Below are 25,240 nucleotides of genomic sequence, written 5' to 3'. Positions count from 1 at the left end.
CGTACTCAATGCCTATTTATTTGAAGATAGGATGCAGGTACGTATCCTTACAGAAGAGTGGATGGAGGATTATAATAAGCTACGGCCTCATGAGGCGCTTAACAACCAAACTCCACTAGCCTGACAAAATAGCACCTAGTTTTTCTTTTCAGGCTCCAGGGTTTATAGGTCAAAACAAAAAAGTAATTTTAAGTAGTTAGGTTTGCCCCAGTCCGATAATAGGGAGGGTTACACTCCCGCGTGGAGGATAGCAGCGGCATCCTTTTGCGGGCCTATTGGGATGAGTGTAAAGGCCGGCCCGCAAAAGATATAGCGAATAGCCCGGCCCCGGTATGGAGTTTAGAACAGCGAGGTTATTATGTACGCTAAGGCTGCAAGCTGTATCAGTGTTACATTTTCCCCTCCATCCCATATCGGGGATACGCCCCAAAAGAAAAAGAGAAAAGGATAAAAGACCACCTGGCTGCTTCGCCACCCTAACCAAGCCCACCGTATTGTGGGTTGTTATTGTCGTCTGTGGATTAGGCATATGGTCAGGCATATTAGGGTTTACGAGAGCGTGCCCCTATCCTTTCTTTTTATTGATATGTTGGCGGGCTTGGGGCGGGACGGCGCTATTAAATATGGCGGATACTATTCTTAAAAGCTTAAACCTTTTTCAGCAGTAATCTGGGCAATATTATTCTGGATTCAATGCCTTTAGCCTCATCTTTCCAATACACAACAAAGTTTACTTTGGCGGCTGCAACCCTGAATCCTTTTTCGGCGTACCTGTTCAAAACTTCCCTGAATTTTTGGGCGTATTTAAGTATTTGCGCTCCTTGGGAATCTGCCAATCCATCTTCCTGCAGCTGAAGCGATGCTCCGCTAAAAAGGTTGTTTATATAATGCTGAATCTGCTCAAAATACCATAATTGAACATCCTTAAGGGTCAGGTACACGACTATTTGCTGCGGTTCGGGATATTCGTTGCTATCCTCATCAAGCACAAGTCCATCTATGGAAAAGGATTGAAGATAGTTGCCATTGTAGTGTATGTATAAGTTGGATTTGGCCCTGGTGATGGCCACATAAAATTGCCGCTTATGTTCATCTGTACCAGGAGCAAAATGATTTAATAATAGGTACACGTTATCAAACTCCTTGCCCTTGGCTTTATGGATAGTAGACACATATACCACTTCTGCATCTATACTTACAAAGTCCTCCACTTTAGATTCGAACAGGAAAGCTTTCCAGTCACTTTTGTATTTTTTTGCCGTATTCGCTTCTTCAAATGTTTTGATGATGGCGTTTGCCAGCTCCTTCCTGGTGCTGGTATTGATATGCACATTTAACCGACGTTTGGCATTGTCCCAATCCTCATCGGTTATCAGCGGGCTGTCGGCATTGTCGTAAATGATATCCGAAAAATAACGAAGCTCATATAAGCTACCCAAATTAAACCCGTCGTTCGACTGGATGAGTTTTGCCGGAACGCCCTGTTGTGATAGCAATCCGGAGAACAGCATGGCTTCATCGTTTGTTTGGGTAAGCACACAGGTGGATCCCGATAGGGCTGCCTTGCTAATGCTACCGGCAAGCGGAACAATGATATTACCCTGTGCATATCGGGTTATATGAATATGACCATGTTGCTGCTGTCTGGCAAAGCAAGGTTCTGTTTTTAGCCGTTGGTTGATGGTGGCTGCCCAGCTATTAGCAAACGATACGATATTGTCTTTGCTCCGGTAGTTCTCCGTTAGTTCATATTTAACGGCAGCTTTTTCCGTAATCAGGTTTTGCATGTGCGCTGCATCTGCTTCCCTGAATCCGTAAATGTTCTGATCATCATCGCCCACCAGTATTACCCGCATGTCTTCGTTCTGCTCCATCAGGGCCTTTACCAGTTCATATTCTGCCGGGTTCATATCCTGGGCCTCGTCCACTACCAATACCGCTTTCGTAATCCGGAAGGGTTCTATTTCACCAATCCTTATTTTTGCTACTGCTGTTTGTATAATGTTTTCGGCCTCCAGCAGGCTGCCTACCCTGCCCAACAGATCGAAGCAATAAGAGTGAAAAGTTTTTATTTCTATAAAATTGGCTGCATTGCCTATCAGTTCTATCAGGCGTTTCTTAAACTCGGTGGCTGCAGCCCGGGAAAAAGTAAGCATCAGCAATTGCTCATGTTTTACATCTTCGGCCAAGAGCAGCGAAGCCAGCTTGTGCACCAATAATCTTGTTTTTCCACTGCCTGGCCCAGCTGTTACTACTATGTACTGGTTGGCCGAGTCATTGATAATTTGTAACTGAGCCGGTGAAAGTGTTCCGAATAATTTCATGAATTTTTCAGGCGTAAGGGTTCTTTTGATTTCATCCTGCCTGCTGCCTGGAAAGTATTTGGATAAGAAGGAGGTGTAATTCAACCTGAAATAGTCATCCACGAATTGCAATGCTTCCTGGTAGTTACGGATCATCTTTTTGGCATACTCCCCTACAATATGTATTTGTTGTACTTTTTGCTGGTAAAATTGTTTTAGTTTTTCGTAGTCATTTTCCTTGTATTGTATGCGGTTGTTTTTTTCGATCCGCTCGATGGTGAGTTTGTTATGCGCCACCAGGAAACCGCCTTCAATTTTAATGGCCTCTATCCGCGACAGGTAGAACAAGCTGTCCTCAATGTCATCAATTCCGGCTTTTAGAGCGAACATCCCCTGCCCTTTTTCTATCATCTCTTTTAGCTCCTGTATGGAAAACTCTATTAATACCTCTCCCTGCCTGTTATCAGCTACCGCTACTGCAGCCTTTTCATGTAGGTATTCTGTAATCAGCCTGGCCAGCAAATGCCGGTTTTCCTGCTTTTGCCGGAACTCCGCTTTATCCATCAATAAAGCAATCTGCACATGGTTCCTGGAGTATTCAAGGTTGTGGCGCTTGATCCAGTTTTTGATGGCCCAGAAGTTGAGGATCGTTTTGAGCTTGTTGAGTGAACTGTCTTTGATGCCCGACTGGATAAACAGTTCGATGATCTCTTTGAGATGATACGCCACTTCTCCTTCTTTTAATTGCGTCCATAAAAGTTCTTCCTGTTTCCTGAAATTGTCAACGATGGCTAATGATTTATTGGCAGATTCTGTTCTCTTAATAAAAGCCGTAAGGTCTCTTGTCTGGGCCAGTATTTCTTCTTCCCGCATCAATTCGACAGCCCGGATCACCTCTTCTTTTACTATTCCTAACTGATCTGAGATATAATCAATTCTTGATTCCGGTTCTTCTTCGGTGGCGAGTCTTTTACTTTTACTGGAAAACAGTTTTTTAATGACCCGCACAGCCTGCACCTTCTGTGTGTCTGAAAATTTTTCTGAGGAATTGATCTTATCAATAGCCTCCTGCGCATTTTTGCTGAGAATGCTGTTGGCAAAAATCCTCGGCATGTTTTGCCCCCGTTTCAGATACCCGGCATCTTCCAGCGCAGCAATGGCCGTAGTTACCCTTGTCTCAATTTCTTTGATACCATCATCCCAGCCGGCCTTCCGGGCTATTTCCAGTGCCGAATTGGAAGCCCGGTCCCTGGTTCTTGTCAACTCTTTTATGGCTTTCCATACCTGGTTAATTTCTTTGCTGCTGATCTTTGTCTGGTTTAGCAGGATGAAGTGTTTGTCTAAATCCTCCTCATTGAATAGCACATAACAATCGGCGTTGATCTTTTCATCGCGACCGGCCCTGCCAGCCTCCTGCACATAGTTTTCCAAGGAGTCGGAAATATCATAGTGAATTACAGCGCCAACATCGCTTTTGTCGACTCCCATGCCAAATGCCGAAGTGGCCACCATGATATTAACTTCGCCGGACATGAAGGCATTTTGGTTTTTAGATTTTTCATCTTTGTCCATTTTGCCATGATAGGGCCTGGCTAAAAACCCATCGTCAACTAACCTTTTTGCCAGCTTATAAGCTCTTCTGGTTCGGGATACATATACAATAGCGGGACAGTTCTTCGCTTCAATGATGCTTCTTAACTGGTTGTACTTTTCTTCTTCATTGTCTTTACGGTAAACACTGTAATGCAGATTGGTTCTGGACGCATTGGCCCTAAAGACAGTTAGGCTCAGATTCAACTTCTCTTTGAAATAAGCCCTGATATCTTCTATTACTTTTTGCTTTGCTGTAGCCGTAAAGCAAGACACAGGTATGATATAATCAAGCCCTTTCTTTTGCTGCAGATTTTTGATAAAGTCGCCGATATATAAATAATCTACCCTGAAATCCTGCCCCCAGGAAGAGAAGCAATGGGCTTCATCAATAACAAATCTTGCAATCTTTCTCTTCAACAATAATCGCTCTATGGTAACGGAGCGGAGCGACTCGGGCGAAATATACAGGAGGCTGGCAAACCCTTGCTCAATTCTTTCAATGGCCTTGCTCCGCTCAATAGGATCCAGCTGGCCATTAATGGTAACGGCTTCTGTAATACCCTTCTTTTCAAGATTATCCACCTGGTCTTTCATCAACGACTGCAAGGGGGCTATCACTACCGTCAGGGCTTTTGCATTTTCGCCACTCATTAGTGCCGGCACCTGGAAGGTAATGGATTTACCGCCCCCGGTGGGAAATACAGCGAGAATAGACTGCCCGTGGATAGCAGCCGTAACGGCATCTTCCTGTAGCGGTTCATCGCCATACTTGCGGAAAGCAGGAAAGCCAAAATGCTTTTTTAATGCCCGTACAGGATCAAGGGCAAGTTTGCAATACGAGCATCCCTGCACACAGGGATTGTTCCGCATCAGGAAAAGCAACCTTTCTACTTCAGGATAATTCTTCAGTACCCAGGGAGGCGTAATGGAAAAACGATCGTCGCAATTCAGCAACGATAGTGCGTAGGCTAAAGCAACGGGGGATGTATCGATAAAAGAGCAAAGGTCACTTTCCTTGCAAATTGTATCTTGAAATAGTCTGTTGATACTGGCCTGAAGCTGTTCTTTGTTTACGGGATTGGTATAATGGAGATATCGAAAGAAATTGTCAAAGCCGTGTTGATCATGCAAAAGCCCGTAAAGAATAGCTTTAAATGTATCGTCCAGCGCCTGGAAAGCTGCTACCTCATCATAAAACAGATCTCTGGCTTTTTTAGCGTCGTTAAAAGGGTTGTTCAATTCCTCTGTTTGGATCTTGTCATCTTTCAGCAGGTGATGGTAGGGTTGCCTGGGAAATAATAAAGGGGAAAACAACAGTGTGTCAATAGCCCTGTTTAGCCCCCAGCCGGCATTATCAAAATGTTTTTGCAAAAAGGCCAGGTCGTGCGCTATAATATTGTGACCGCAAATGAAATCGGATGAAGCCATGAATTGCTCAAACTCGCCCGGCTGGTTCTTATGAAAACCGGATTCATCTGATAAAATACAGCCAATGTCAAGCAATTGTTTGCCAGTTGTGTCTAGTTCAATATCAAAAAAGGCAATAGAGGTCATTTTGTGGTTGTAGTGGTATATATCCTCTAAAATAACCCAATCTATTCAATTTAAACACATTTGTCATTTTCTATCTTAACCTGCCTTGCTCATTGTACTTTTCTCAAGATCCTCTTTTAGAGTACAATGAACAAGGTTGTTCCCAAAATGAATCATACAATATTTTTATTATTAACAGAACTGTGGGTAAAATAAAATTAAAACACAAGAACTGCAGGCGGCTTCGCCGCTAACCCAGGCCCACCTACTACTCCACCGTTTGGTGGTACACGTTGTGGATGATTTGGGCGTGCCCCCTGCCTCCATTGTAGTTATCAATGCTTTTGTGCAAGGCTGGGGTCGGGCTATCCGCTGCAAGTCCTCGCGGCTGCAGGCTTTTCGCTACTATCCCTCACGCAGAGGCCACCGCACAAAAGGCAAAATTTTTAAAGAGGCGGCTATTGAACATAATGCGAAAACATTATAGGACAAAACAAAAACCAGCTTTCTGATTATCAATCAAATGTACACTGTCAACTATAATTATAGCAACCGTATATTGTCGAGCGCAACATAATTGTTCTCTTTGCGGGCAAACTATTATGGCTTTACAACTTTGCCCAAATATTTTGAAAAAACACCTTTGGCACCCAATAAAAGACCGAAATAAAAGATAAAAGAGCCGGGAATAAGGATGTAAGGATGCCAAAAATACAGGTACCGCCAACCATAGCCACGGCTTTCATATATATACGTATAAACCAATATTCCTGCTGCCAAAGCAATCAATAACAGCAGCCCAACCACAGTAAGCACTATGGTTTTGGCATTCTGTTTCACCACCCGCCGGTCTATTCCAATGAAAAGAAGATTAATCAAAAACTGCTTGATGTAATAAATGAATACAATGAACCAAAGTACCGTGCCCACGCCAAGCAAAATGAATGCTTTGCCGGCAGATGTATGAATCATCTGGTAATCGCTTTGATGATGATCTCCTGCGTAATGGATAACGAGTGGCAGCCCAATTGCAAAAAACAGCAAATAGATGATCCAAAATGTACCAAAGCCATTCCAAAATTTCATAAAAACCAGTTTTTCAGAGATTAAATAACGCTTCATACTACTTGGTTAAAGATAGGTAATATTTATCCGCAGAAATCATAAAGAGAACGATAGCGGACCATCGCGCTCAGCCATGGGAAGAGACACTGGTTAAATACGGGCTGCTGAAGCACCACGAGCTGACGGCCGGTATTGCCGGCCAGGCCTTTGTTTTTCCTTTTTATTTTCACTTCCTCCTTTTCCTTCTTTAATTTTATCACTGCAAATACTCCAATACATTCAACTATGCAAAAAGTAACGGGCCTCGGCGGTGTGTTTTTTAAATGCGATGATCCTAAGGCGATGAACGAATGGTATGCCCGGCACCTGGGCCTGCCTACCGGCGACTACGGCGCCACCTTTGAATGGCGACAGGCCGATGATCCGTCGAAGACGGGCTCCACGGCCTGGTGTACCTTCCCGCAGGATACACAGTACTTCAATCCTTCGACAAGGCCTTTCATGATCAATTACCGGGTGGCCGATATCGCCGGCCTGGTAGCAGAGCTGAAGCAAAGCGGGATAACGGTGGTAGATGAGATCGCCGAATATCCTTACGGTAAATTTGTTCACATCCTGGATCCGGAAGGGAATATTATCGAGCTGTGGGAACCTATAGACGGACCGGATGAGCCTAACGCAACGACATAAAAGCGCAGGCCATGCTGCACCGGGAATTTGAGCCGCCCGAAGGATTGCGGGATACGATAAAATGCTTCTGGTACAACCGGCGCGCGTTTGCAGCTTCCGCTCCGGACTTCGAGGTGGTGCCCGATGGCTATGCAGAGATCATCTTTCATTTCGGCAACGGCTGTAGCATAGCCCGGGAAAACGGCTGGAAGCCCCTGCCCTCCCCCTTTATAATGGGCCTGCTCAACCAGCCGGCACATTTCAGGGCGCATGGCCGACTGGAGATCATCGGTGTCCGCTGCTTTCCCTGGACGGTGTTCGACTTGCTGGGACTGCCTTCAGGCAAAGGGGTGCAGGTGTTTGAGCATCCTGTCGCCCGGCTGCAGGATAAGCTGCAGGCCCTGGTGAGCGCGGATAAGCTGACAGAAGCATTGAGCGAGGTACGGCAATACTTTGAAACACTGCGATCGCATATCGCTGTGGACAGTATGTTGTTTAAGGCAGGCCTGGCTATGCAGGAAGCGGGCGGCACCCTGCCGGTAAGCGGCGTGGCGGCAGCGGCGCATGCGACGATACGCACGCTGGAAAGAAGGTTCCGGCAATCGTCGGGCCATACGGTTAAGGACGTATCGGGCCTCATGCGCTTTGAGCTGGTACGCAACCGCCTGTGGCACGATCCGAAAGTGAACCTTGCAGGCCTGTCCCTGGAACTGGGCTATACCGATCAATCGCACCTGAGCCGCGAGTTCAGGCGTTACAGCGGCACCACACCGGCAGCCTTCGCGCGGAAGGCCCGGGAACGGCAACAGGCCATGAGCAGGGATTTTGTCGCGTTTGTACAAGACTAAGGCGAAAGCCGGATGCAATTTTGCATTTCAATTATGTCTTTATGAACGCAGGCTTTGAAGCGCAAGCTTCCGCACAAAAACAATCTATCTACGATGTTATCATTTCCGGGGCAGGACCTGTAGGCTTGTTCCTGGCCGCTGAACTGGCGCTGGCCGGCTGTTCGGTGCTGGTACTGGAAAAGGCCGGGGATTCGCAGTCACCACTTAAGCAGCTTCCCTTCGGCATGCGGGGTCTTTCTACACCCACTATTGACGCCCTCTACCGCCGCGGCCTGCTGGAAGAGCTGGAATTGCACAAGCAGGTGAAAGATCCGCATAGCCGACCGGTAGAGGAACCCGCAACCCGCCGCCAGGCGGGGCATTTCGCCGGTATTCCCTTTTACGCTGAAGATATCGATACCGCACAATGGCCCGTTCGCCTGCCGGGCGCACCTGGCACGCATCTGCTATCTGAAATAGCTGAGCTGGAAAGGGTCTTCACCCGTCGAACCGAGGCCTTAGGTGTCCGTATCCTGCGCGGATTGGCCGTTACAGGCGTTGAGCAAAATGCAGATGTGGTAACTGTTGAGGCTGGCGGTCAGTGCTTTACCGCCCGCTGGCTAGTGGGTTGTGATGGCGCCCGCAGCGCGGTGCGTAAAGCGGCAGGCTTTGCATTTGCCGGTACGGAGCCGGAGTTTACAGGCTATTCTGCCCGCATCGACCTCGCTGATTCCGGGATGCTGCTTCCCGGCCGTAATATCACAGCAGAAGGGATGTATCTGCAATCGCAGCCGGGCTATATCATCCTGCAGGATTTTGACGAAGGCGCTTTTCATAATTCGGGTGAACCGGTTACGCCGGATCACCTGCAGGCTGTACTGCGCCGCATTACCGGCACCGATGCTACGATCAGCACTTTGCATATTGTTACTACCTGGACCGACCGGGCGCGGCAGGCGACCACTTACCGCAAGGGACGCATACTGCTGGCCGGCGACGCCGCGCACATTCATTCGCCATTGGGCGGCCAGGGATTGAACCTGGGCCTGGGCGACGCCATGAACCTGGGCTGGAAGCTGGCAGCAACACTTAAAGGCCGGGCCCCCGAAGACCTGCTCGGCAGCTATACTACCGAGCGCCACTCTATCGGCGCACTGGTGCTGGACTGGTCGCGCGCCCAGGTGGCCCTGATGCGGCCCGCCCCCAATACCCGTGCGCTGCGTGAAGTAGTCGGCGACCTGATACATACCCCTGACGGCGCTACCTACATTGCCGGAAGAGTATGGGGTTTACATATGGCTTACCCACACGATGGCGATCATCCGCTGGCCGGGCATAGCCTTCCTGATTTTAGCTGGGAAGATGGTAGCCGCACCGGCAGCCTGATGCAGGATGGCCGGGGCATGTTGCTCGACTTTGAAGGGTATGCTTCGCTTAAAACGCTGGCCGAAAGCTACGGGCTGAAATATGTTGCAGGCTCTGTCCGGGACCGCTTAGGCTTAAACGCCCTGCTGGTGCGGCCCGACGGCTTTGTTGCCTGGGCGGCGGATAACGCTCCGGATATGGAAGCGCTTCAAAAGGCGGCCGATCGCTGGTTTGTACGCAGCGCAGTATGATTGGTAGCCAGTCGAGAAAAGCAGCATACGCTTCAGGCGATGAGCTTAATGTCAAAGGGAAGACCATGCTTATCTCCTTGTTGATGCCCATGTCTCCCCTTCATTCATGACGAACAGGTGGTAAGCATAATGAAAGCAGGAATAGCAAGGAGCGGCCTGTTCTGCAAGCGCCCGAACCCTTGTAACTGTGGTTCGTGCCTTCGCTACACACCGCAAATGTTTATAACAATGATGAGCATAGCGCTCTATGTCCGGAGACACGTCCCCCTGCAGGCAATGGTTATTGCTTCTCCTCAATCTCCTTTTTCCTGAACTGTACCAGCTGTTTGATAAAGGCTGTGGGCAAAGGTTTGTCGCCGGGCAGCTGGATGGCCGACTTGCTTACCTTGAGGTCTTTGAGCTCGGAAGCAAATGCGTTGAGCAAGGCCGCGCTCCAGGGGCTGGAAAGGGAGATGTGCCTGGCATAGGCCGAGTAATAGATCAGGAAGTGCCTGCCGATCTTAAAGGCCGGTATCTGGTAGCTGATCACCTCTTCGGCCTGGGGCGCTACGCTTTTAATGATCTTCCTGATCTGCTGCATTCTTTCCTGCGTCCCGGCAGGAAAAGTGTTGTGGTATTCGTCTATGGTTTTGAAATCCGTCCTGGCCATGGTTGTCCTTTTAGGGCTATAAATATACAGCATTGCAGGCAGGCGGCCAATAAGAAGCGATGCACCATCAGGTAGCAAGCGCGCAAAAAAGGTTTATCCTACACCCGTAGAATAAACCTTTTTTATCCGGCAGGAAAAACATTAAGCCGGTACTGCTGCTTCCGCCTGCGATTTTATGAAATTGTCCACTTCTTCATGCGGAATCTCCCTGACGGGGATGAGGAAAGAGCCGTTGGAGCCCGCGACCACAATCTGCGCCTGGAACTGCCCGGGGAAAGAGCCTTTGGATACATAAGGTGTGGTCCCTTTAGCCAGGGGGCCCGTCCAGCCCATAGAATCGATCTTCAGACCGCCTACGAAATGCGCATCGCGGGTCAGGGTAAATCCATAAGAATAGTTGGGAGCGTCGCCCTGCACTTCAACAATAAAGATACCGGGGGTACGTAATCCTGTCCACAGGTAAGTGACAGTTGTTTTGGCCGGATCTACCGGCTGACTTCCATAAAAGCCCATAGTTTGATTTTTTTGAAGGTTTATCCTACTATTTACGGGTTTCGGTTTCCCGGCTTTCGCATCCCGTATTACGAGTATTACGACCTGCGATCGCAACACAAATGTCCGTCAAAACGAAGCCGGATATCAGCGCATTTTCACCCGTATTTTAAAACGGGTATTTCTACCCTGCCCTCTTGACCTGCCTGCGTTGTTGCCCGTTTCGTACAGGAGATAGCGGCTTGTGTTTTTCTCTAAAATATACGGCAATCTTTTCCCGATTACTTACCTTCACCGGCAGGCCTTGCTTTAGCTTAAAACCTTAGCCCCCTTATGTCCCCGGTCTTTTTTCCGAACCCAGCCGCCTTCCGCAAATGGTTGCGGCAGCACCATCGTACCGCTACTGAGCTGGTAGTGGGTTTTTATAAGATACATACCGGGAAATCTACGCTCACCTGGTCGCAGTCGGTGGATGAGGCGCTGTGCTTCGGCTGGATCGACGGCGTGCGTACCACTATCGATGAAGACAGCTATAAGATACGCTTCACACCGCGCAAAGCCGGCAGCATCTGGAGCGCTGTCAACATCCGAAAGATAGAAGCCCTGACAGCAGAAGGCCGTATGCAGCCGGCCGGGCTGGAAAGCTTCCGCAACCGCAAGCAGGAGAATACCGGGCGCTATGCCCACGAAAATGCCGAGGTGAACCTGCCACCGGAAATGGAAAAGCAATTTAAAGCGAACAAATCGGCCTGGAAATATTTCCAGGCGCTGGCCCCTTCTTACCGCAAGTCTTCCGCCAACTGGGTATTGGGCGCACGCCAGGATGCCACCCGCCAGAAACGGCTACAGGCATTGATCACAGACAGCGCTGCCGGCACCAATATGTTTAAAGACAATAAATACAAGAAATAATCTGTTCCTAATTTCCCACAGCATCACCGCACCGCTGCTAGGAAAGATATGCTCACCCTTAGTGCCGCTGTGCCTTGGGTGAGCACAGGTATTGCACCGCGATGTTGCAGCAACAGTTAATTCACACCGGGAAGCCGAAATAAAAAGTGCTGCCCAGCCCCTGGCCTGCAACAACACCGATATGCCCGCCCTGCGCTTCGATGAACTCCTTGCTGATCGCCAATCCAAGCCCGCTGCCCGATTTCGGGCTACCAGGGATCTGGAAATACCGGTCAAATACTTTCTGACGATATTGCGGATCAATACCCTTCCCATGGTCCTTGACGGAATAGGTTACCTCTCCGTTCTTTTGCTTCAGCGTGATCAGTATCTCGCTGTGTTCGGGCGAATAGCGGATGGCATTAGTGAGCAGGTTGGTCAGCACCCAGGCCGTTTTTTCGGTATCCATATGCACCGGCGGAATATCCTTGTCGGCATCCAGCGTGATCCGGATCTGTTTTTGTTCAGCTTGTGTACGTGTAGCGTCTATGGCATATTTTAGCACTTCCCAGGTGTTGCCCGGGGCAATGTTCAGCTGTATATGCCCCGACTCGACCTGTGTCATATTGAGCAGCTCGCGGGTAATCCGCAGCAGGCGGCCGCTGTCTTCATCGATACTGTCCACAAGCTGCAATTGTTCGGTGTTCAGCGGACCTGTCTGCATATGTTTCAGCAGCTGCGTGCTCATTTGTATAGAGGAAATAGGCGTCTTCAGCTCATGCGATACCGTGGCAATGAAATTGGTCTTGGCAAAGTCCAGCTCTTTAAACGGCGTCACATTGCGCAGCAGGATCACGGAGCCGATATCCCGTTTCTCCCTTTCCCCGGTAGGCACCACGCCGATGCGGATGATCTCTTTTTCAAAATAGCTTTCTTTATCGTCGGCATAGATCTTCAGTGCCGGCTTTCTGGCTTCTCTTACCTGCTCCTGGTCGATATCGCCCACCAGGTCGCGCACCAGGTCGTTGGTCAGCGCGATCTGCTGCACTTCGCGGCCGATCATTTCTTCTTTCTTCAGGCCGGTGATCTTTAACGCCTCGTCATTGGCAAAGAGCACTTTCCCCTTTTCATCGAGGCCCAGCACCGGATCGTGCATATTGTTGATAAGCGTATCGATACGTTTTTTCTCTACCAATATCTCAGCCAGGCGGCTGCCATTGTATTCTTCCAGCTTTTCGGCCATGGTATTGAAGGAGGTAGCCAGCTGCCCCAGCTCGCTGTGGCTTTCAAAGTGAACCCGTTCATGATAATTGCCGGAGGCGATCTGCTGAATGCTTGCCGTCAGCTGCCTTATCGGATCGGCAATGCTCCCGGGCAGATTGACCAGCAGCACAAAGGCGATGAGAAAGCAAAGCGTACCCGAGGCGGTGATCCATATCGTCGCCGACTCGGCCGTATTGTCGGCTATGCTGCTTTTTTGCTTGATCGCTTTCATATTGAGCAGCATCAGCCGGGAAATATCATTCCGTATCTGCGGCTTCAGCAGGCTGTCGCCGGGATTGGCCTTCAGCCGGGCAAAATGGGTCACCACCAGCTCGGTCGCTTCCCGCTCGCCCGGCTCCGTCTCATTCTGCCGCTGCAGCTCCAGGTTGCGCTCGAAGGTGCCCAGCGCGCCGGCATCTTTTTTCAGCTCGTCCAGCGCCAGTATCATGTTGCGGGAATACTCAAGGGTATTGTAATTGGCGGTAAGGATATTGTTGGTATCCCGCTTCAGCGCATTGATATACCAGATGCTTACTACGGTCAGCAGTATAATGAGCAGGAACAGCAGGCCAACGCCCAGGGTGAGCTTTTGTTTGATCTTCATGACAAAATAATTAGGTCAATGTCGGCAGTCGACAGCTTTTTCAGCAGAGCATTAAAAATACCCGTCGACAAAATTACATCGAGAAGACTGATATGCGGCTTCCCGATACACACAGTGGTCACTTTCATTTGCATGGCTTGCTCGATAATTGCCGAAGGAATGCTGCGGCTCTGTACCTGGATCACGGTGGCTCCCAGCTCGGTCGCGAGCTTGAAGTTGTTAATAAGCATCCGCTGCTTGTCCAACGCGATCTTATCCGGATTTTCACGTGGTGTCTGTACATACAGCACTCGCCATTCCCCATTATAATAGCCGGCCAGGCGGGCTGTTTTGCGGATCACCCGCTTGGCTTTGCTGCTGTTGCTGCCGATGCAGGCCAGGAAGCGCTCCCGCTTTATACCGGGATGCTTCAGCACAGTCGTCTCAACCTGCCGCACCACCTGCCCGGCCACTTCTTTCAAAGCCAGCTCCCTCAGCTGCAGGATGTGCTCGTTGCGGAAGAAGTTGTTGAGTGCAGTCTGTACCTTATCCGCCGGGTAGATCTTGCCTTCTCTCAGCCGGTCGATCAGCTCTTCGGCCGTAAGGTCGATATTGACCACTTCATCGGCCATGCCCAGCACCTTATCCGGTATACGCTCGGTAACATCGACGCCGGTTATGTTCTTTACTTCTTCATGCAGGCTTTCGATATGCTGTATGTTTACAGCGCTGATGACATTAATACCTGCATCAAGCACTTCCATCACATCCTGCCAGCGCTTTTCATTCTTGCTGCCTTCGATATTGCTGTGCGCCAGCTCGTCGACGATCACTACTTCGGGCCTGAGGTTGATGATGGCCGGAAGGTCCAGCTCTTCCAGCGCCTTACCTTTGTAAAACAGCTTCCGCCGCGGGATCACCGGCAGGCCTTCCAGCAGAGCCGCCGTCTCGGCACGATTATGCGTTTCGATATAGCCGATCTTGACATCTATTCCGTTTTTCAGCAGGGCTTTTGCTTCCTGCAGCATCCTGAAGGTCTTGCCCACACCGGCGCTCATGCCGATATAGATCTTGAATTTGCCCCTCCTCGACCGCTTGATGAGGTTCAAAAAATGCTCTGCCGTTTTCCTGTCTTCGGACATGGCTGCAGGTTTTTTTATTATGTGGACATAGCCGGGATGGAAACCCGGAACAAAAGTTTTGTTTTACTGAGTACAGTCAAAGTACGACAAAAAATGTAGCCCAGCCTGCCCGCTCACCCCTCGACTTCGCTCAGGGTGACGAGGATTATAATCTAAAGTTCATCGACAACGTTAATCGGCTGTCGGTCTTCTGCAGGTCGGGGCGCCAGGTACCCACGGGGGTATCCACCCAGCCGTCGGGACTGGTAGTGCCGCCCCGGCCCGCGAAATATGGTATATTGCTGCTCCGGTAGCCGTATTCCAGCCTGAAGGTCATAAACTGGCTGGGCATCACATCAAAGGTCACTGTTCCCTGGAACATGCGCAGGTCTTTACCGGCAGCCAGGGCGTCGTTGAAATCATTGTCCGCTACCGGCGAAGGCGAAAACGCCAGGTAGGCGCCGGGATTGGTTACCACATCGCCGCGCAGGGTTACGGCCAGCTTGTTCCGGCAAAACCAGACGCGGTTGGCGATCGAGGTACCCAGCATATAATTCTCGCTGGCCTTTACCCCGCCGCCGCTCTGGAAACCATAGTGATTGTTGATGCTGAAAGCCGCCTGGGATATGCCCTTGCTATCCTTACGCTTGTAATAACGGGCTACTATGCTGTTGTCGTGATGAAAGCGGCGCACCCTGGGATTGTTGCGGGTGTCTTGTCCGTTCAGGTAAAAATTGGCCACCAGCTGTATGTTCTCATTGGGGCGGTAATAGTTGGAGTTGCCGATACCGATGCCCGAATTCCAGCCGTTATAGCTTTGCCAGCCGTTCAGCAGCCACAGCTCTGTTTTGTACTTTTTGGAAGGATAGACCTGCAGCCTGGCGCCCTGGAAATAAAAGGGCGTGAAATCGCAGGCCAGGCTGCGCTGGTAGCTCCAGTTCTCGCCCAGCACATAGCTTTCCAGCCCGATATAGCTCATAAAGATACCCATCTCCACATTGATGCCGTACCACTTATTGAAGTGGTAGCCGGCGGCTGCTTCCCTGATGTATTTCAGGTTGGCGAGGCTGGTATTGCGGCCATGGCTCACGGTGCCGTCCAGGTCCTGCACAATGGCGCCCATTTGTCCTACCTGCAGCCAGAGCCTTCCGATAATGTTCTTATAATTGGTTTCCACGCCGAGGCTGGCCATATTGATGGTAAACTCGTTGCTGCGGCCGATCGCCGAGGAGATGGTGTGTGTATTGTCCTGGGGACGGTTGAAGTCGTAATTGAAATAAGCATCGACATAAGCGACTGCGGTCAGTATCGTTTCTCCTTTGCCGTCTTTCAGCGTCAGGGGAAAATCGGTTTGCCGGTTCTGGCCGTTGATCCAGCTCAGGTCATAACCGTCGAAAGGTATCTTGGGCGCAGGTGCAGTGGTATCCTCCTGGGCCAGTACAGGGGCCGACAGGGCAAGGGTCAAACAAAGGGAGCTAAGGAAATGACGTTTCATTTTTAAGAAAAATGCTTTAAAGAAATAAGATTTACGGGATCAGAATTTAACAGTGAGACCACTAATGAGCAGGTAATTGTCCTTTTTGCCCGGTCCGTCGCCCGGGCTGCCGAATACTTCCCTGGAGGAAAGGAAATAGCGTCCTTCCAGCCGGAACAGCACATTGCGGGTTACAGACAAGTTATAGCCCAGGGAGCCGCTGGCGGCATCAAAGCCTTTTACGCCCGTAACCGGCACGATCATCACCTCTTTAGGATCGCTGAAATATTCTACCCTTGCCGAGAACGATTGCCGTGGTGCAAAGATATAACGTGCGGCTGCATTGACCTGCCACCAAAGATTGTCGCTGCGGTTGTCGCGCCCATCGTCTTTTCTTACCTGGTTACCGGCATAGGCCGAGAAGCTGAGGTTGAGCCGGGAAGTGGGATTGTACAAGGCATAGCCGTCGATGAAATACCGCTCGCGGTTGGCCGGAGCGGCGGCTGAATGCTCGTTGCCGTAATAAGTATTCAGGTAGAGGCTCAGCTTATTGCCGGGCTTGTATTCCAGCTGGCTGCCGAAGGCCAGCGGGGTGTTGCTATCCTCTATGGTCTGCCAGCCGTTGAGCAGGTACAGGTAGAGGTTGATCTTTGCCGATAAGGGCAGCGTCAGCCGGGCGCCGCTGAGGTAATAAGGCACATATTCCGGTGCGAAAGAGCGGCTGTAAGTAAGCTGATCGAAAGAGATTGCGGTCTCGTTGGTATAAGGCGAAGGCAGCACACCGGCATCGAGCCAGATGTCTTTATGCTTCAACAGGCGCACGCCGACATTGGCCTCGATAATATTCTTCAGCGTCATTCTTTCCGCCGCGTAGTTGGCATTCATATAAGTGCCGAAGCCTGGTGTAAAGGTAGCACGTACTCTTTCGGAGCTGAACTTAAGGCTGATGTAAGCCATATTAATGTTGAACTCATTGTGCCGTGACTGGGATACGAAGTAGGAACGGTTGGCATCGCTGGGCTGCGCGCCATCGAAAGCAAAATAGGCGTCGATATAGCCTTCCAGCGTTACTTTGGCCTGGTCGGTATCGCCGGTGGGCGCAAATTCTACCAGCTGGGCGGAAGCCGCCTGGCAGCAGCCTATCAGGATAAGATTAAAAAAGGTTCTTTTCATTGTTGGTCGTTGATCTTAGGAATCGCTTTATTTCAGGTTGTCCAGGGCCATGTTGAGCCGGAGCACATTTAGCTTTGCCGGCCCGAACAGTCCCAGCAGGGGTTGCTCCGTCTGTTTGTCGATGAGCGCCAGCAGACTGGTCTCGGGAATGCCGCGCAGGCGGGCGATACGGGGCGCCTGCACTTTGGCGGCCTGCAGGGAGATATCGGGATCGAGCCCACTGCCGCTGGCAGTTACCAGGTCCACCGGGATCTGCGCCCGGCCGATATCCGGGTTGTGCACCAGGAAGCTGTCGATACGGTCTTTTACGGTCTGCAGGTATTCGGGATTATTGGGCCCTTTATTGCTGCCGCCACTGCCCGATGCATTGTAACCCACAGCCGAAGGCCGGGACCAGAAGTAGCGGTCGTCGGTAAAGGATTGGCCGATATTGGCGTAATACGTCTTTCCTTTCCATGCGATCAGCTCGCCCTTTCCCTTGCCGGGCGCCAGTTGTGCGACGCCCAGCAGGATAAGCGTATAGACGCCGGAGAGCAGGAGGAGGCTTAATAAAGTAAGCTTGATGGAAGGCCAGAGGAATTGTTTCATTGTTGAATGCTTATGAGTAAGAAAAAAAGACTCAGAGGAACAGGCTTACGATCATATCGATCAGCTTGATCCCGATAAAAGGAACGATGATGCCGCCCAGGCCATAGAGGAAAAGATTGCGACGCAGCAGGGCCGAAGCGCCGATAGGCTTATAGGCCACACCTTTGAGGGCCAGCGGGATCAGCAAAGGAATGATCACTGCATTAAAGATCACAGCTGAAAGAATGGCGCTCTGCGGGCTGTGCAGGGCCATAATGTTGAGCCCCTGCAATGCCGGAACGGCGGTAATGAACAAGGCCGGGATGATCGCAAAGTACTTGGCCACGTCGTTGGCTATCGAAAAGGTGGTGAGCGTGCCCCGGGTCATCAGGAGCTGCTTGCCAATCTCCACGACTTCGATCAGCTTGGTCGGGTCGTTGTCGAGATCCACCATATTACCGGCTTCCTTGGCTGCCTGGGTACCGCTGTTCATAGCCACGCCCACATCGGCCTGGGCCAGTGCCGGCGCATCGTTGGTACCATCGCCCATCATGGCCACCAGGCGGCCTTCCGATTGTTCACGACGGATATAGTTCATCTTGTCTTCCGGTTTGGCCTCGGCGATGAAGTCGTCCACACCGGCCTTTTCAGCAATGTATTTTGCGGTAAGCGGGTTGTCGCCCGTAACCATAACCGTTTTGATCCCCATTTTACGCAAGCGCTGAAAACGTTCCTGGATACCGGGCTTGATAATGTCCTGCAGTTCGATCACGCCGATAGCCTGCTCATTTTCCGATACGACCAGGGGAGTACCGCCGTTGCCGGAGATCTGCTTTACCTGCTCTTCAATACCGGCCGGGAAAACATTGCCCGCACGGGTAACGATGTTGCGTATAGCGTCGGTAGCGCCCTTACGGATACGGGTATCGCCAAAGTCGATGCCGGAGCAACGGGTCTCTGCAGTGAACTTAACGAAGCGGGGTTCGGGGGCAGCATAGCTGAGCGGATCTGTCTTGGCCAATTCGATGATGGACTTGCCTTCGGGTGTCTCATCGGCCATAGAGCTGAGCACTGAGGCGCGGACAAAGCGTTTTTCTTCTATTCCGGCCGCCGGGTAAAAATGTGTGGCTCTGCGGTTGCCGATGGTAATGGTGCCGGTCTTATCCAGCAGCAGCACATCGATGTCGCCCGCTGTTTCTACAGCCTTACCGCTCTTGGTGATCACATTGGCCCTGAGCGCACGATCCATACCGGCGATGCCGATGGCAGACAGCAAGCCGCCGATCGTGGTCGGGATAAGGCATACGAATAAGGCGATGAAGGAAGCGATAGTGATGGTAATGTTGGCAAAGTCGCCGAAAGGCTTCAGCGTGGTGCATACGATCACGAACACCAGCGTAAAGCCGGCGAGGAGAATGGTAAGGGCGATCTCGTTGGGTGTTTTCTGTCTGCTGGCGCCTTCTACCAGCGCGATCATCTTGTCGAGGAAGCTCTCGCCGGGCTGGGTGGTTACCTGTACTTTGATCTTATCGGACAGCACTTTGGTGCCGCCGGTCACGCTGCTTTTGTCGCCGCCGGCCTCACGGATCACCGGCGCCGATTCGCCGGTAATAGCGCTTTCATCGATGGTGGCCAGGCCTTCTACGATCTCGCCGTCGGCGGGGATAATATCGCCGGCTTCGCAGATAAACATATCGCCTTTGCGCAGCTCAGCGGAAGATACTGTCTTACCAGTGGCCAGGCGGGCAGGTGTTTCTTCCCTCGTCTTCCGCAGGCTGTCGGCCTGGGCTTTACCCCTGGCCTCGGCGATAGCTTCGGCAAAATTGGCGAACAGCAACGTGAGCAGCAGCACCAGGAATACGATAAGGTTATAGCCGAAGCTACCCTGCCCTTTTTCTCCTGCCAGTATCCACAGGCATACAAAGAACATAATAAGGGTTCCGATCCATACGGTAAACATTACCGGGTTGCGGAAAAGGGTCCTGGGGTTCAGCTTCACGAAGGATTGCCGCAAAGCCTCGCCTACCAGTTCCTTTTGAAATAAAGATTTATGCTGGGGTTTCATTACAATGCTTGTTTATTTGGAAGAGAAGAATTCGGCTATCGGACCAAGGGTTAACGCCGGGAAAAAGGCTAGCGCCGCTACGATCGCAATTACCGCCAGGGTCATGAAGCCGAAAGTGGGGGTATCGGTCTGCAGGGTACCCGCGCTTTCCGGGATATACTTCTTGCTGCCCAGGATACCGGCAATGGCCACAGGCCCTATGATCGGCAGGAAGCGTCCCAGGATCAGGACAAAGCCGGTGGTAATGTTCCACCAGGGTGTGTTATCGCCAAGGCCTTCGAAGCCGCTGCCATTGTTGGCCGCGCTGGAGGTATATTCATACAGCATTTCGCTGAAGCCATGGAAGCCGGGATTGTTCAGCGTTCCCGTAGTGTATTGCGGGAAAGCGGCTGCCAGTGCGGTTCCGGCAAGAATCAGCAGCGGATGCAGCAAGGCGATGATCATCGCGATCTTCATTTCCCGCGCTTCGATCTTCTTACCGAGGAACTCGGGCGTGCGCCCCACCATCAGCCCGCTGATAAATACAGCAAGGATAATGAAGATAAAATAGTTGAGTATCCCCACCCCGCAGCCGCCGTAAAAGCAGTTGATCATCATCGCCAGCAGCTCGTTCATACCCGAAAGGGGCATATGGCTGTCGTGCATGGAATTGATGGAACCGGTGGAGATCACGGTAGTGGCAATGCTCCAGTAGCCGGCTGCAGCGGCGCCCAGCCTTACTTCCTTACCTTCCATATTGCCAAGCTGATTGCCGATACCCATATGTGCTATGGCCGGGTTGCCTTTCGCTTCCATATACGTATTGGGAACAGCCAGCGCGAGGAAGCCCAGCGTCATGACGCCGAAGATCACCCAGGCCATGCGCCTGCGACGGATAAAGATGCCGAAGGCGAAGATCATGGCAAAAGGGATGAGCATTTGCGCCACCATTTCGATCATATTGCTGCCATAGCCGGGATTCTCCAGGGGATGCGCGCTGTTGGCGCCGAAAAAGCCGCCGCCGTTGGTACCCAGGTGCTTGATCGGAACGAAGGCGGCTACCGGGCCGGTAGATACCTGTAGCGTATCGCCCTGCAGGCCGGTCATTTGCTGCTTGCCTTCCATTGTCATGGGCGTGCCGCAAAAGAGCAGCATTACGCCCATAACCAGGCACAGCGGCAGCAGGATGCGGGTGCAGGTCTTTAAGTAGTCGCTGAAAAAGTTACCATAGGTCTTGTGCGTTCCCTTGCGCAGCGCACGGAACAGCAGCGCCGCGCCGGCCATACCTGTGGCGGCCGTCGTAAACTGGAGGAACATGAGGTAAAGCTGTCCCAGGTAGCTTATGCCCGATTCGCCGGAGTAGTGCTGGAGGTTACAGTTGACCAGGAAAGAGATTGTGGTATTGAAGGCCAGGTGCGCGCCCTGGCTGGGGTTGTGGTCGGGATTGAGCGGCAGCCAGTTCATGTTCATCAGGATAAACATGCCCAGCAGGAACCATACCCCGTTGATCACCAGCAGCGCCACCAGGTTCTTCTGCCAGCTCCAGCCTTCGTTGGGGTCGATACCACTGATCCGGAAGAACAGGCGCTCTACCGGCCCCAGTACGGGATCGAGAAAAGTGCGCTGGCCGTCATAGATCCGGGCGATATACTTACCCAGTGGCAGGGCCAGCAGCAGGGTGATGAGGAACATGGCAAGTATGCCCAGTATTTCCGTATTCATTGATTCCATAAGATTTTAAAACAGGCTTAGAATTTTTCCGGCTTCAGCAGCACATAGCACATATAGCCGAATACCAGGAGGGCGATTATAAACAGGGCGATCATTGTGCTGAGATTAGATTTTTTCAAAAAAACCGATAGACTTGAAGAAGAGTCCGAAGCAGGCCAGGCCTGCCAGGACCAATAAAGCAGTAAGCATAAGAAAGAATTTTTAGATGCCCGAACGATAGAATTGACGCACGTATACGGAGTAAAGATTGCCGGGGATGCTGGCCATAATATTGCGCCTTTCGGCGGTGTCGCAAGTGGCGACCATGCTACCCAGGCGATAGACAAAGATGTTTTCAATGGCCGTGCGCACCAGTTGGTCGCCCTTATAGTAAAGGCGGTCCATCAGCTTCATGCATTTGTCGATCATAGACATATTGTGCTGATCGATCATCTTACGGGTATGCCGGGTAAAGATGGTGATGAGCTGGAAAGGGTTTTTGCGGGTCATTACCGCAGCAATTTCTTTCCTGACTTCGGGGATCTCTGTGGCGATCATATCGGCCGCTTCAAAATGATTCATTGCAACGTTTGTTGGTACACGCCCTCTGTACCAAAAGCCGTTCCATGACGATTCCATTTTGTCTAATCTAATGAAGATGAATTGATTAATAAAAATCAACCCTTTAAGAAGCCTATAATGATCCTATCAAAATGATAGGCTTTTCTCAAAATAAGAAGGGAGGAACAGCCTGTTCATTCCTTCACTAAAGTCTGCAGGCGTCACCGAAGGCTCTCTTTTCTGTATAGCACCGATAGAGCGATCAAGATCCTGAATGCCACATGCTGCGCAAGCTGCATTCAGGATGACAATGGGGAGTTTTACAGATGAAGCAGCGCCCAGGTATCAGCACACTATGGTCATCCTGAGGGCTGCGGGCGCCACCGAAGGATTTCTTTTCTATATAGCACCGATAGAGCGATCAGATCCTTCATTTCGCATGCTGCGCAAGCTGCATTCAGGATGATAATGGGAGTTGTACAGATGAGGCAGCACCCAGGTATCAATTCCCCATTGTCATCCTGAGGTCTGCGGGCGCCACCGAAAGATCTCTTTTTCTGTGTAGCACCGATAGAGCGATCATGATCCTTCACTTCACATGCTGCGCAAGCTGCATTCAGGATGACAATGGGGAGTTTTACAGATGAAGCAGCGCCCAAGTATCAACACACCATGCTCATCCTGAGGGCTGCGGGCGCCACCGAAAGATCTCTTTTCTGTGTAGAACACTTCCGTATGATAGTGCGATCAAGACCCTGAATGCAGCTTGCGCAGCATGTGGCATTCAGGATGACAATAAAAAATCCTGCAGCGGTATGGCGCCGCTGCAGGATAAATACTGCTGGTTCACGCGCCCCCGCGTGGACCAAATACATTTCTACTTAACAGGCACACGCAAGGGCACGTGCGCCGGCTGCAGGAAAAAAGCTTACCGCCGGTTTTCCGGTTGTGCGATCCAATCGGCATATTTTGTAGCCCCCAGGTACACTGCTGCTTTGGGCGCCAGGGTATCGGCTTCGATCGCTGCGCCGGAGTATAAAGCCTTTGTATCGGTTACGATCTCCTGTGCTCTGCCTGTAGCCTTAGCATACTGCCCGATCCAGGCTGCCATGGGAAATTTTTCCGGTCCGCCGATCTCGAGGATCTTATTCGCCGGGGGAGCCACGGTCACCCGGGCCATAAAGGCAGCTACATCCCGGCTGGCGATGGGCTGTATATTGGCATCGGGCAGCCGTACCTGATCTTCCACCAGGCTCATGTGCAGGATACCGCCCGCAAATTCGAAGAACTGCGTAGCATGTACCAATGTGTAGGGAATACCCGAAGCCCGGATCATATCTTCCTGTACCTGCTTGGCACGAAAATAGCCGCTGGATTGCAATTCCTGCGTGCCCACCACCGACAGCGCCACATGGTGCCGCACACCCGCTGCCTGCTCGGCCGGCAGCAGGTTGCCATTGGAGGTTTTGAAGAAATGCATCACGGGCTCATCGTCAAACGAAGGCGAGTTGGATACATCCACAACCACTTCGGCGCCCTGCAAGGCTTGCGCCAGGCCTTCGCCGGTAAGGGTGTTCACGCCAGTGTTGGGAGAAGCGGCAAGCACTTCGTGGCCGCTGCCTTTTAATAAAGTAACGAGCTGGCTACCGATAAGGCCGGTACCGCCGATAACAACAATTTTCATCTTGCAATATTTTGGGGTTATTGATACTGCAAAGATGAAGCGCGCCCCGCCGGGAAAACTTAAGCTGGTTTAAGAAACGAAATTGGCTTCCAGCGCCAGCAAAGCTTCGGGCGTTACGCCCATATAGGAAGCGAAGATACCGGGAGGGATACGCTGCAGCACTGCGGGGTATGTCCTGCGGAAGTAGCCGTAGAAATCGGCCTTCGATAAAGTGGCATAGGTTTTTTGCTTCAGCAGTGCCGCCCCGTAGGCCCGTTCGTGTATCTTATTGAAATATACACCCAGCAGCGGGTATTGTGCTTGTACCGCTTCATATTGGCGCCTGCTCATGCTGCTTATCTCGCCTGCTTCCAGGGCGGCAAGCGCATATACTGCCGGCGCGGTAGTGGCAAAGGTCTTATAATCCGTCAGCCACCAGTTTTCCAGCGCGAAGTGGATCACTTCTTTTTTATCCCTATCGGTATAGTACAGATACAGGCAGCCTGTGTTTACAAAGTAGATGCGTTCGCAGGGCATGCCTTCTTCCAGCAATACTTCGTCTTTGGCCACACTACGCGTCTCGAGGAAGGGCGCCAGCGCCGCTGCCGGCGGCAGCTCCTGGCCGGGCAGCAATTGCTGCATATGTTGGTAAAGACTTTCCGTCATCAGCTTTTCTTTTCCATTTTCTTTTTGCGCAGCTCGCTCAGATATTCCGGCGTAAAGCCCAGGAACGAAGCCAGCACCTTTTGCGGGATACGCTGCATAAACTCCGGGTACTTAGACGCGAACAGCTCGTAGAAATCATTTTTGGACATGCGGGAGATCATCTGCACCCGCAGCAGCGTGGCCGCAAAGGCCCGCTCATATACCAGGCGGAAATATTTCTGCATCAGCGGCTGCTCCTCGGGCAGCAAGGCATAACGGTGCGCATCGATCGCCAGCACTTCCGTCGCCTCCAGTGCCTGTATGCTATACGCCGAGCGGCGCCCGTTGCGAAAAGCATCCAGGTCGGTGAGCCACCATTGCTCCGGTGCAAACTGTATCGTTTGCTCCACCCCGTTATCATCGGTAAAGAACAGGCGCAGGCAGCCTTTTACCACGAAGAAATACCAGAGGCAGGCTTTTCCCTCTTCCTGCAGCATCGCCTTCTTCGCATAACTGCGTTCTTCGAAGTACGGCAAAAGCTGCTCCCCGCCGATATTCCCACTGCCGGTTACCTTCTCTATATGTTCTACTAAAGCCTGCATGTTGTTCTGAGCCAAAGATAAACAGAAGAGCGGAATGTAAGGACCTTAATCGCTGCCCATACTTCTGGACGATGTATTAATGACATTACATAAAGAAGCCCCGGCCTTGGCTATTACCAGGGCCGGGGCCATAATCAGCAGCACTTGGTCCTGTTGCCAGAAGCCAACGGGCATCCGGCGTTTGCCAGGCAATCTA

The 25,240-nt window shown here is 51.3% G+C and carries 22 protein-coding genes; 5 read left to right on the top strand and 17 right to left on the bottom strand.

What is annotated here, in order from left to right:
- Positions 1 to 124 (top strand): integrase core domain-containing protein (locus DZC79_RS18090; RefSeq protein WP_157977255.1); only part of this gene is annotated, 124 nt, incomplete at its 5' end.
- 523 nt (positions 125 to 647) lie between these two features.
- Here DZC79_RS18090 and DZC79_RS18085 read toward each other — a convergent pair.
- The 3 genes from DZC79_RS18085 to DZC79_RS21370 all read right to left on the bottom strand — a co-directional run bounded on the left by DZC79_RS18085 (position 648) and on the right by DZC79_RS21370 (position 6,754).
- Positions 648 to 5,450: a RecQ family ATP-dependent DNA helicase gene (locus DZC79_RS18085; RefSeq protein ID WP_118953012.1), complete on the bottom strand. Its 4,803-nt coding sequence runs from the start codon at positions 5,448 to 5,450 to the stop codon at positions 648 to 650.
- A 579-nt stretch (positions 5,451 to 6,029) separates the two neighbouring features.
- Complete coding sequence (locus tag DZC79_RS18075; protein WP_118953010.1) at positions 6,030 to 6,551, bottom strand: hypothetical protein; 522 nt, start codon at positions 6,549 to 6,551, stop codon at positions 6,030 to 6,032.
- 26 nt (positions 6,552 to 6,577) lie between these two features.
- Positions 6,578 to 6,754, bottom strand: coding sequence for a hypothetical protein (locus tag DZC79_RS21370; protein WP_157977254.1), 177 nt, complete (start codon positions 6,752 to 6,754; stop codon positions 6,578 to 6,580).
- A gap of 25 nt (positions 6,755 to 6,779) precedes the next feature.
- Here DZC79_RS21370 and DZC79_RS18070 point away from each other — a divergent pair, with 25 nt between their 5' ends.
- From DZC79_RS18070 to DZC79_RS18060, 3 genes are read left to right on the top strand one after another with little or no spacing between them, the layout of a single operon-like run.
- On the top strand, positions 6,780 to 7,184 hold the full coding sequence (locus DZC79_RS18070; protein ID WP_118953009.1) for a VOC family protein: 405 nt from the start codon (positions 6,780 to 6,782) through the stop codon (positions 7,182 to 7,184).
- A gap of 11 nt (positions 7,185 to 7,195) precedes the next feature.
- The gene (locus DZC79_RS18065; protein WP_118953008.1) at positions 7,196 to 8,011 is read left to right on the top strand and encodes an AraC family transcriptional regulator; all 816 of its coding nucleotides are present in this window, start codon (positions 7,196 to 7,198) and stop codon (positions 8,009 to 8,011) included.
- Positions 8,012 to 8,052: 41 nt separating this feature from the next.
- On the top strand, positions 8,053 to 9,606 hold the full coding sequence (locus tag DZC79_RS18060; RefSeq protein ID WP_118953007.1) for an FAD-dependent oxidoreductase: 1,554 nt from the start codon (positions 8,053 to 8,055) through the stop codon (positions 9,604 to 9,606).
- 280 nt (positions 9,607 to 9,886) lie between these two features.
- Here the strand turns inward: DZC79_RS18060 and DZC79_RS18055 are convergent, their stop codons facing one another.
- Both DZC79_RS18055 and DZC79_RS18050 read right to left on the bottom strand, forming a co-directional pair.
- Positions 9,887 to 10,255, bottom strand: coding sequence for an iron chaperone (locus DZC79_RS18055; RefSeq protein ID WP_118953006.1), 369 nt, complete (start codon positions 10,253 to 10,255; stop codon positions 9,887 to 9,889).
- A 141-nt stretch (positions 10,256 to 10,396) separates the two neighbouring features.
- Positions 10,397 to 10,768: a hypothetical protein gene (locus tag DZC79_RS18050; protein WP_118953005.1), complete on the bottom strand. Its 372-nt coding sequence runs from the start codon at positions 10,766 to 10,768 to the stop codon at positions 10,397 to 10,399.
- A gap of 312 nt (positions 10,769 to 11,080) precedes the next feature.
- Between DZC79_RS18050 and DZC79_RS18045 the strand changes: the two genes are divergently transcribed.
- On the top strand, positions 11,081 to 11,659 hold the full coding sequence (locus tag DZC79_RS18045; RefSeq protein WP_118953004.1) for a YdeI/OmpD-associated family protein: 579 nt from the start codon (positions 11,081 to 11,083) through the stop codon (positions 11,657 to 11,659).
- A 121-nt stretch (positions 11,660 to 11,780) separates the two neighbouring features.
- Here DZC79_RS18045 and DZC79_RS18040 read toward each other — a convergent pair whose 3' ends face one another.
- From DZC79_RS18040 to DZC79_RS17980, 12 genes are all read right to left on the bottom strand, one after another.
- Positions 11,781 to 13,505, bottom strand: a complete 1,725-nt coding sequence (locus tag DZC79_RS18040) for a sensor histidine kinase (protein WP_118953003.1) — start codon at positions 13,503 to 13,505, stop codon at positions 11,781 to 11,783.
- Positions 13,502 to 14,626, bottom strand: a complete 1,125-nt coding sequence (locus DZC79_RS18035; protein ID WP_118953002.1) for a sensor protein KdpD — start codon at positions 14,624 to 14,626, stop codon at positions 13,502 to 13,504. Before DZC79_RS18035 ends, DZC79_RS18040 begins: the two co-directional genes overlap by 4 nt.
- Before the next feature lie 145 nt (positions 14,627 to 14,771).
- Entirely contained in the window at positions 14,772 to 16,100 is a 1,329-nt protein-coding gene (locus DZC79_RS18030; protein ID WP_118953001.1) for an outer membrane beta-barrel protein, read from the bottom strand.
- A 39-nt stretch (positions 16,101 to 16,139) separates the two neighbouring features.
- Complete coding sequence (locus tag DZC79_RS18025) at positions 16,140 to 17,252, bottom strand: outer membrane beta-barrel protein (RefSeq protein WP_118953000.1); 1,113 nt, start codon at positions 17,250 to 17,252, stop codon at positions 16,140 to 16,142.
- A 27-nt stretch (positions 17,253 to 17,279) separates the two neighbouring features.
- Positions 17,280 to 17,840, bottom strand: coding sequence for a K(+)-transporting ATPase subunit C (locus DZC79_RS18020; RefSeq protein ID WP_118952999.1), 561 nt, complete (start codon positions 17,838 to 17,840; stop codon positions 17,280 to 17,282).
- A 31-nt stretch (positions 17,841 to 17,871) separates the two neighbouring features.
- Entirely contained in the window at positions 17,872 to 19,884 is a 2,013-nt protein-coding gene (kdpB, locus tag DZC79_RS18015; protein WP_118952998.1) for a potassium-transporting ATPase subunit KdpB, read from the bottom strand.
- A 12-nt stretch (positions 19,885 to 19,896) separates the two neighbouring features.
- Positions 19,897 to 21,585 (bottom strand): potassium-transporting ATPase subunit KdpA, encoded by a 1,689-nt coding sequence (gene kdpA, locus DZC79_RS18010; RefSeq protein ID WP_118952997.1) that lies wholly within the window; start codon positions 21,583 to 21,585, stop codon positions 19,897 to 19,899.
- A 26-nt stretch (positions 21,586 to 21,611) separates the two neighbouring features.
- Positions 21,612 to 21,713: a potassium-transporting ATPase subunit F gene (locus DZC79_RS18005; protein ID WP_232831875.1), complete on the bottom strand. Its 102-nt coding sequence runs from the start codon at positions 21,711 to 21,713 to the stop codon at positions 21,612 to 21,614.
- An 82-nt stretch (positions 21,714 to 21,795) separates the two neighbouring features.
- Positions 21,796 to 22,155 (bottom strand): DUF7674 family protein, encoded by a 360-nt coding sequence (locus DZC79_RS18000; RefSeq protein ID WP_118952996.1) that lies wholly within the window; start codon positions 22,153 to 22,155, stop codon positions 21,796 to 21,798.
- A gap of 907 nt (positions 22,156 to 23,062) precedes the next feature.
- On the bottom strand, positions 23,063 to 23,818 hold the full coding sequence (locus tag DZC79_RS17990) for an SDR family oxidoreductase (protein ID WP_118952994.1): 756 nt from the start codon (positions 23,816 to 23,818) through the stop codon (positions 23,063 to 23,065).
- A gap of 69 nt (positions 23,819 to 23,887) precedes the next feature.
- Positions 23,888 to 24,463, bottom strand: a complete 576-nt coding sequence (locus DZC79_RS17985; RefSeq protein WP_118952993.1) for a Crp/Fnr family transcriptional regulator — start codon at positions 24,461 to 24,463, stop codon at positions 23,888 to 23,890.
- Entirely contained in the window at positions 24,463 to 25,059 is a 597-nt protein-coding gene (locus tag DZC79_RS17980; RefSeq protein ID WP_198666939.1) for a Crp/Fnr family transcriptional regulator, read from the bottom strand. The genes DZC79_RS17985 and DZC79_RS17980 overlap by 1 nt, the downstream gene beginning before the upstream one ends.
- Between the last annotated feature and the right edge of the window lie 181 nt (positions 25,060 to 25,240).

It is taken from the genome of Taibaiella helva (assembly GCF_003545695.1).
Taxonomy (GTDB): domain Bacteria; phylum Bacteroidota; class Bacteroidia; order Chitinophagales; family Chitinophagaceae; genus Taibaiella; species Taibaiella helva.
Note: the sequence above shows the minus strand (reverse complement) of the source record. Positions and strands in the feature narration are given on the sequence as shown.

Coding starts and splice junctions, on each gene's coding strand:
- DZC79_RS18085 (WP_118953012.1), bottom strand. CDS start 5,450: ATGACCTCTATTGCCTTTTTTGATATTGAACTAGACACAACTGGCAAA.
- DZC79_RS18075 (WP_118953010.1), bottom strand. CDS start 6,551: ATGAAGCGTTATTTAATCTCTGAAAAACTGGTTTTTATGAAATTTTGG.
- DZC79_RS18070 (WP_118953009.1), top strand. CDS start 6,780: ATGCAAAAAGTAACGGGCCTCGGCGGTGTGTTTTTTAAATGCGATGAT.
- DZC79_RS18065 (WP_118953008.1), top strand. CDS start 7,196: ATGCTGCACCGGGAATTTGAGCCGCCCGAAGGATTGCGGGATACGATA.
- DZC79_RS18060 (WP_118953007.1), top strand. CDS start 8,053: ATGAACGCAGGCTTTGAAGCGCAAGCTTCCGCACAAAAACAATCTATC.
- DZC79_RS18055 (WP_118953006.1), bottom strand. CDS start 10,255: ATGGCCAGGACGGATTTCAAAACCATAGACGAATACCACAACACTTTT.
- DZC79_RS18050 (WP_118953005.1), bottom strand. CDS start 10,768: ATGGGCTTTTATGGAAGTCAGCCGGTAGATCCGGCCAAAACAACTGTC.
- DZC79_RS18045 (WP_118953004.1), top strand. CDS start 11,081: ATGTCCCCGGTCTTTTTTCCGAACCCAGCCGCCTTCCGCAAATGGTTG.
- DZC79_RS18040 (WP_118953003.1), bottom strand. CDS start 13,505: ATGAAGATCAAACAAAAGCTCACCCTGGGCGTTGGCCTGCTGTTCCTG.
- DZC79_RS18035 (WP_118953002.1), bottom strand. CDS start 14,626: ATGTCCGAAGACAGGAAAACGGCAGAGCATTTTTTGAACCTCATCAAG.
- DZC79_RS18030 (WP_118953001.1), bottom strand. CDS start 16,100: ATGAAACGTCATTTCCTTAGCTCCCTTTGTTTGACCCTTGCCCTGTCG.
- DZC79_RS18025 (WP_118953000.1), bottom strand. CDS start 17,252: ATGAAAAGAACCTTTTTTAATCTTATCCTGATAGGCTGCTGCCAGGCG.
- DZC79_RS18020 (WP_118952999.1), bottom strand. CDS start 17,840: ATGAAACAATTCCTCTGGCCTTCCATCAAGCTTACTTTATTAAGCCTC.
- kdpB (WP_118952998.1), bottom strand. CDS start 19,884: ATGAAACCCCAGCATAAATCTTTATTTCAAAAGGAACTGGTAGGCGAG.
- kdpA (WP_118952997.1), bottom strand. CDS start 21,585: ATGAATACGGAAATACTGGGCATACTTGCCATGTTCCTCATCACCCTG.
- DZC79_RS18000 (WP_118952996.1), bottom strand. CDS start 22,155: ATGAATCATTTTGAAGCGGCCGATATGATCGCCACAGAGATCCCCGAA.
- DZC79_RS17990 (WP_118952994.1), bottom strand. CDS start 23,818: ATGAAAATTGTTGTTATCGGCGGTACCGGCCTTATCGGTAGCCAGCTC.
- DZC79_RS17985 (WP_118952993.1), bottom strand. CDS start 24,463: ATGACGGAAAGTCTTTACCAACATATGCAGCAATTGCTGCCCGGCCAG.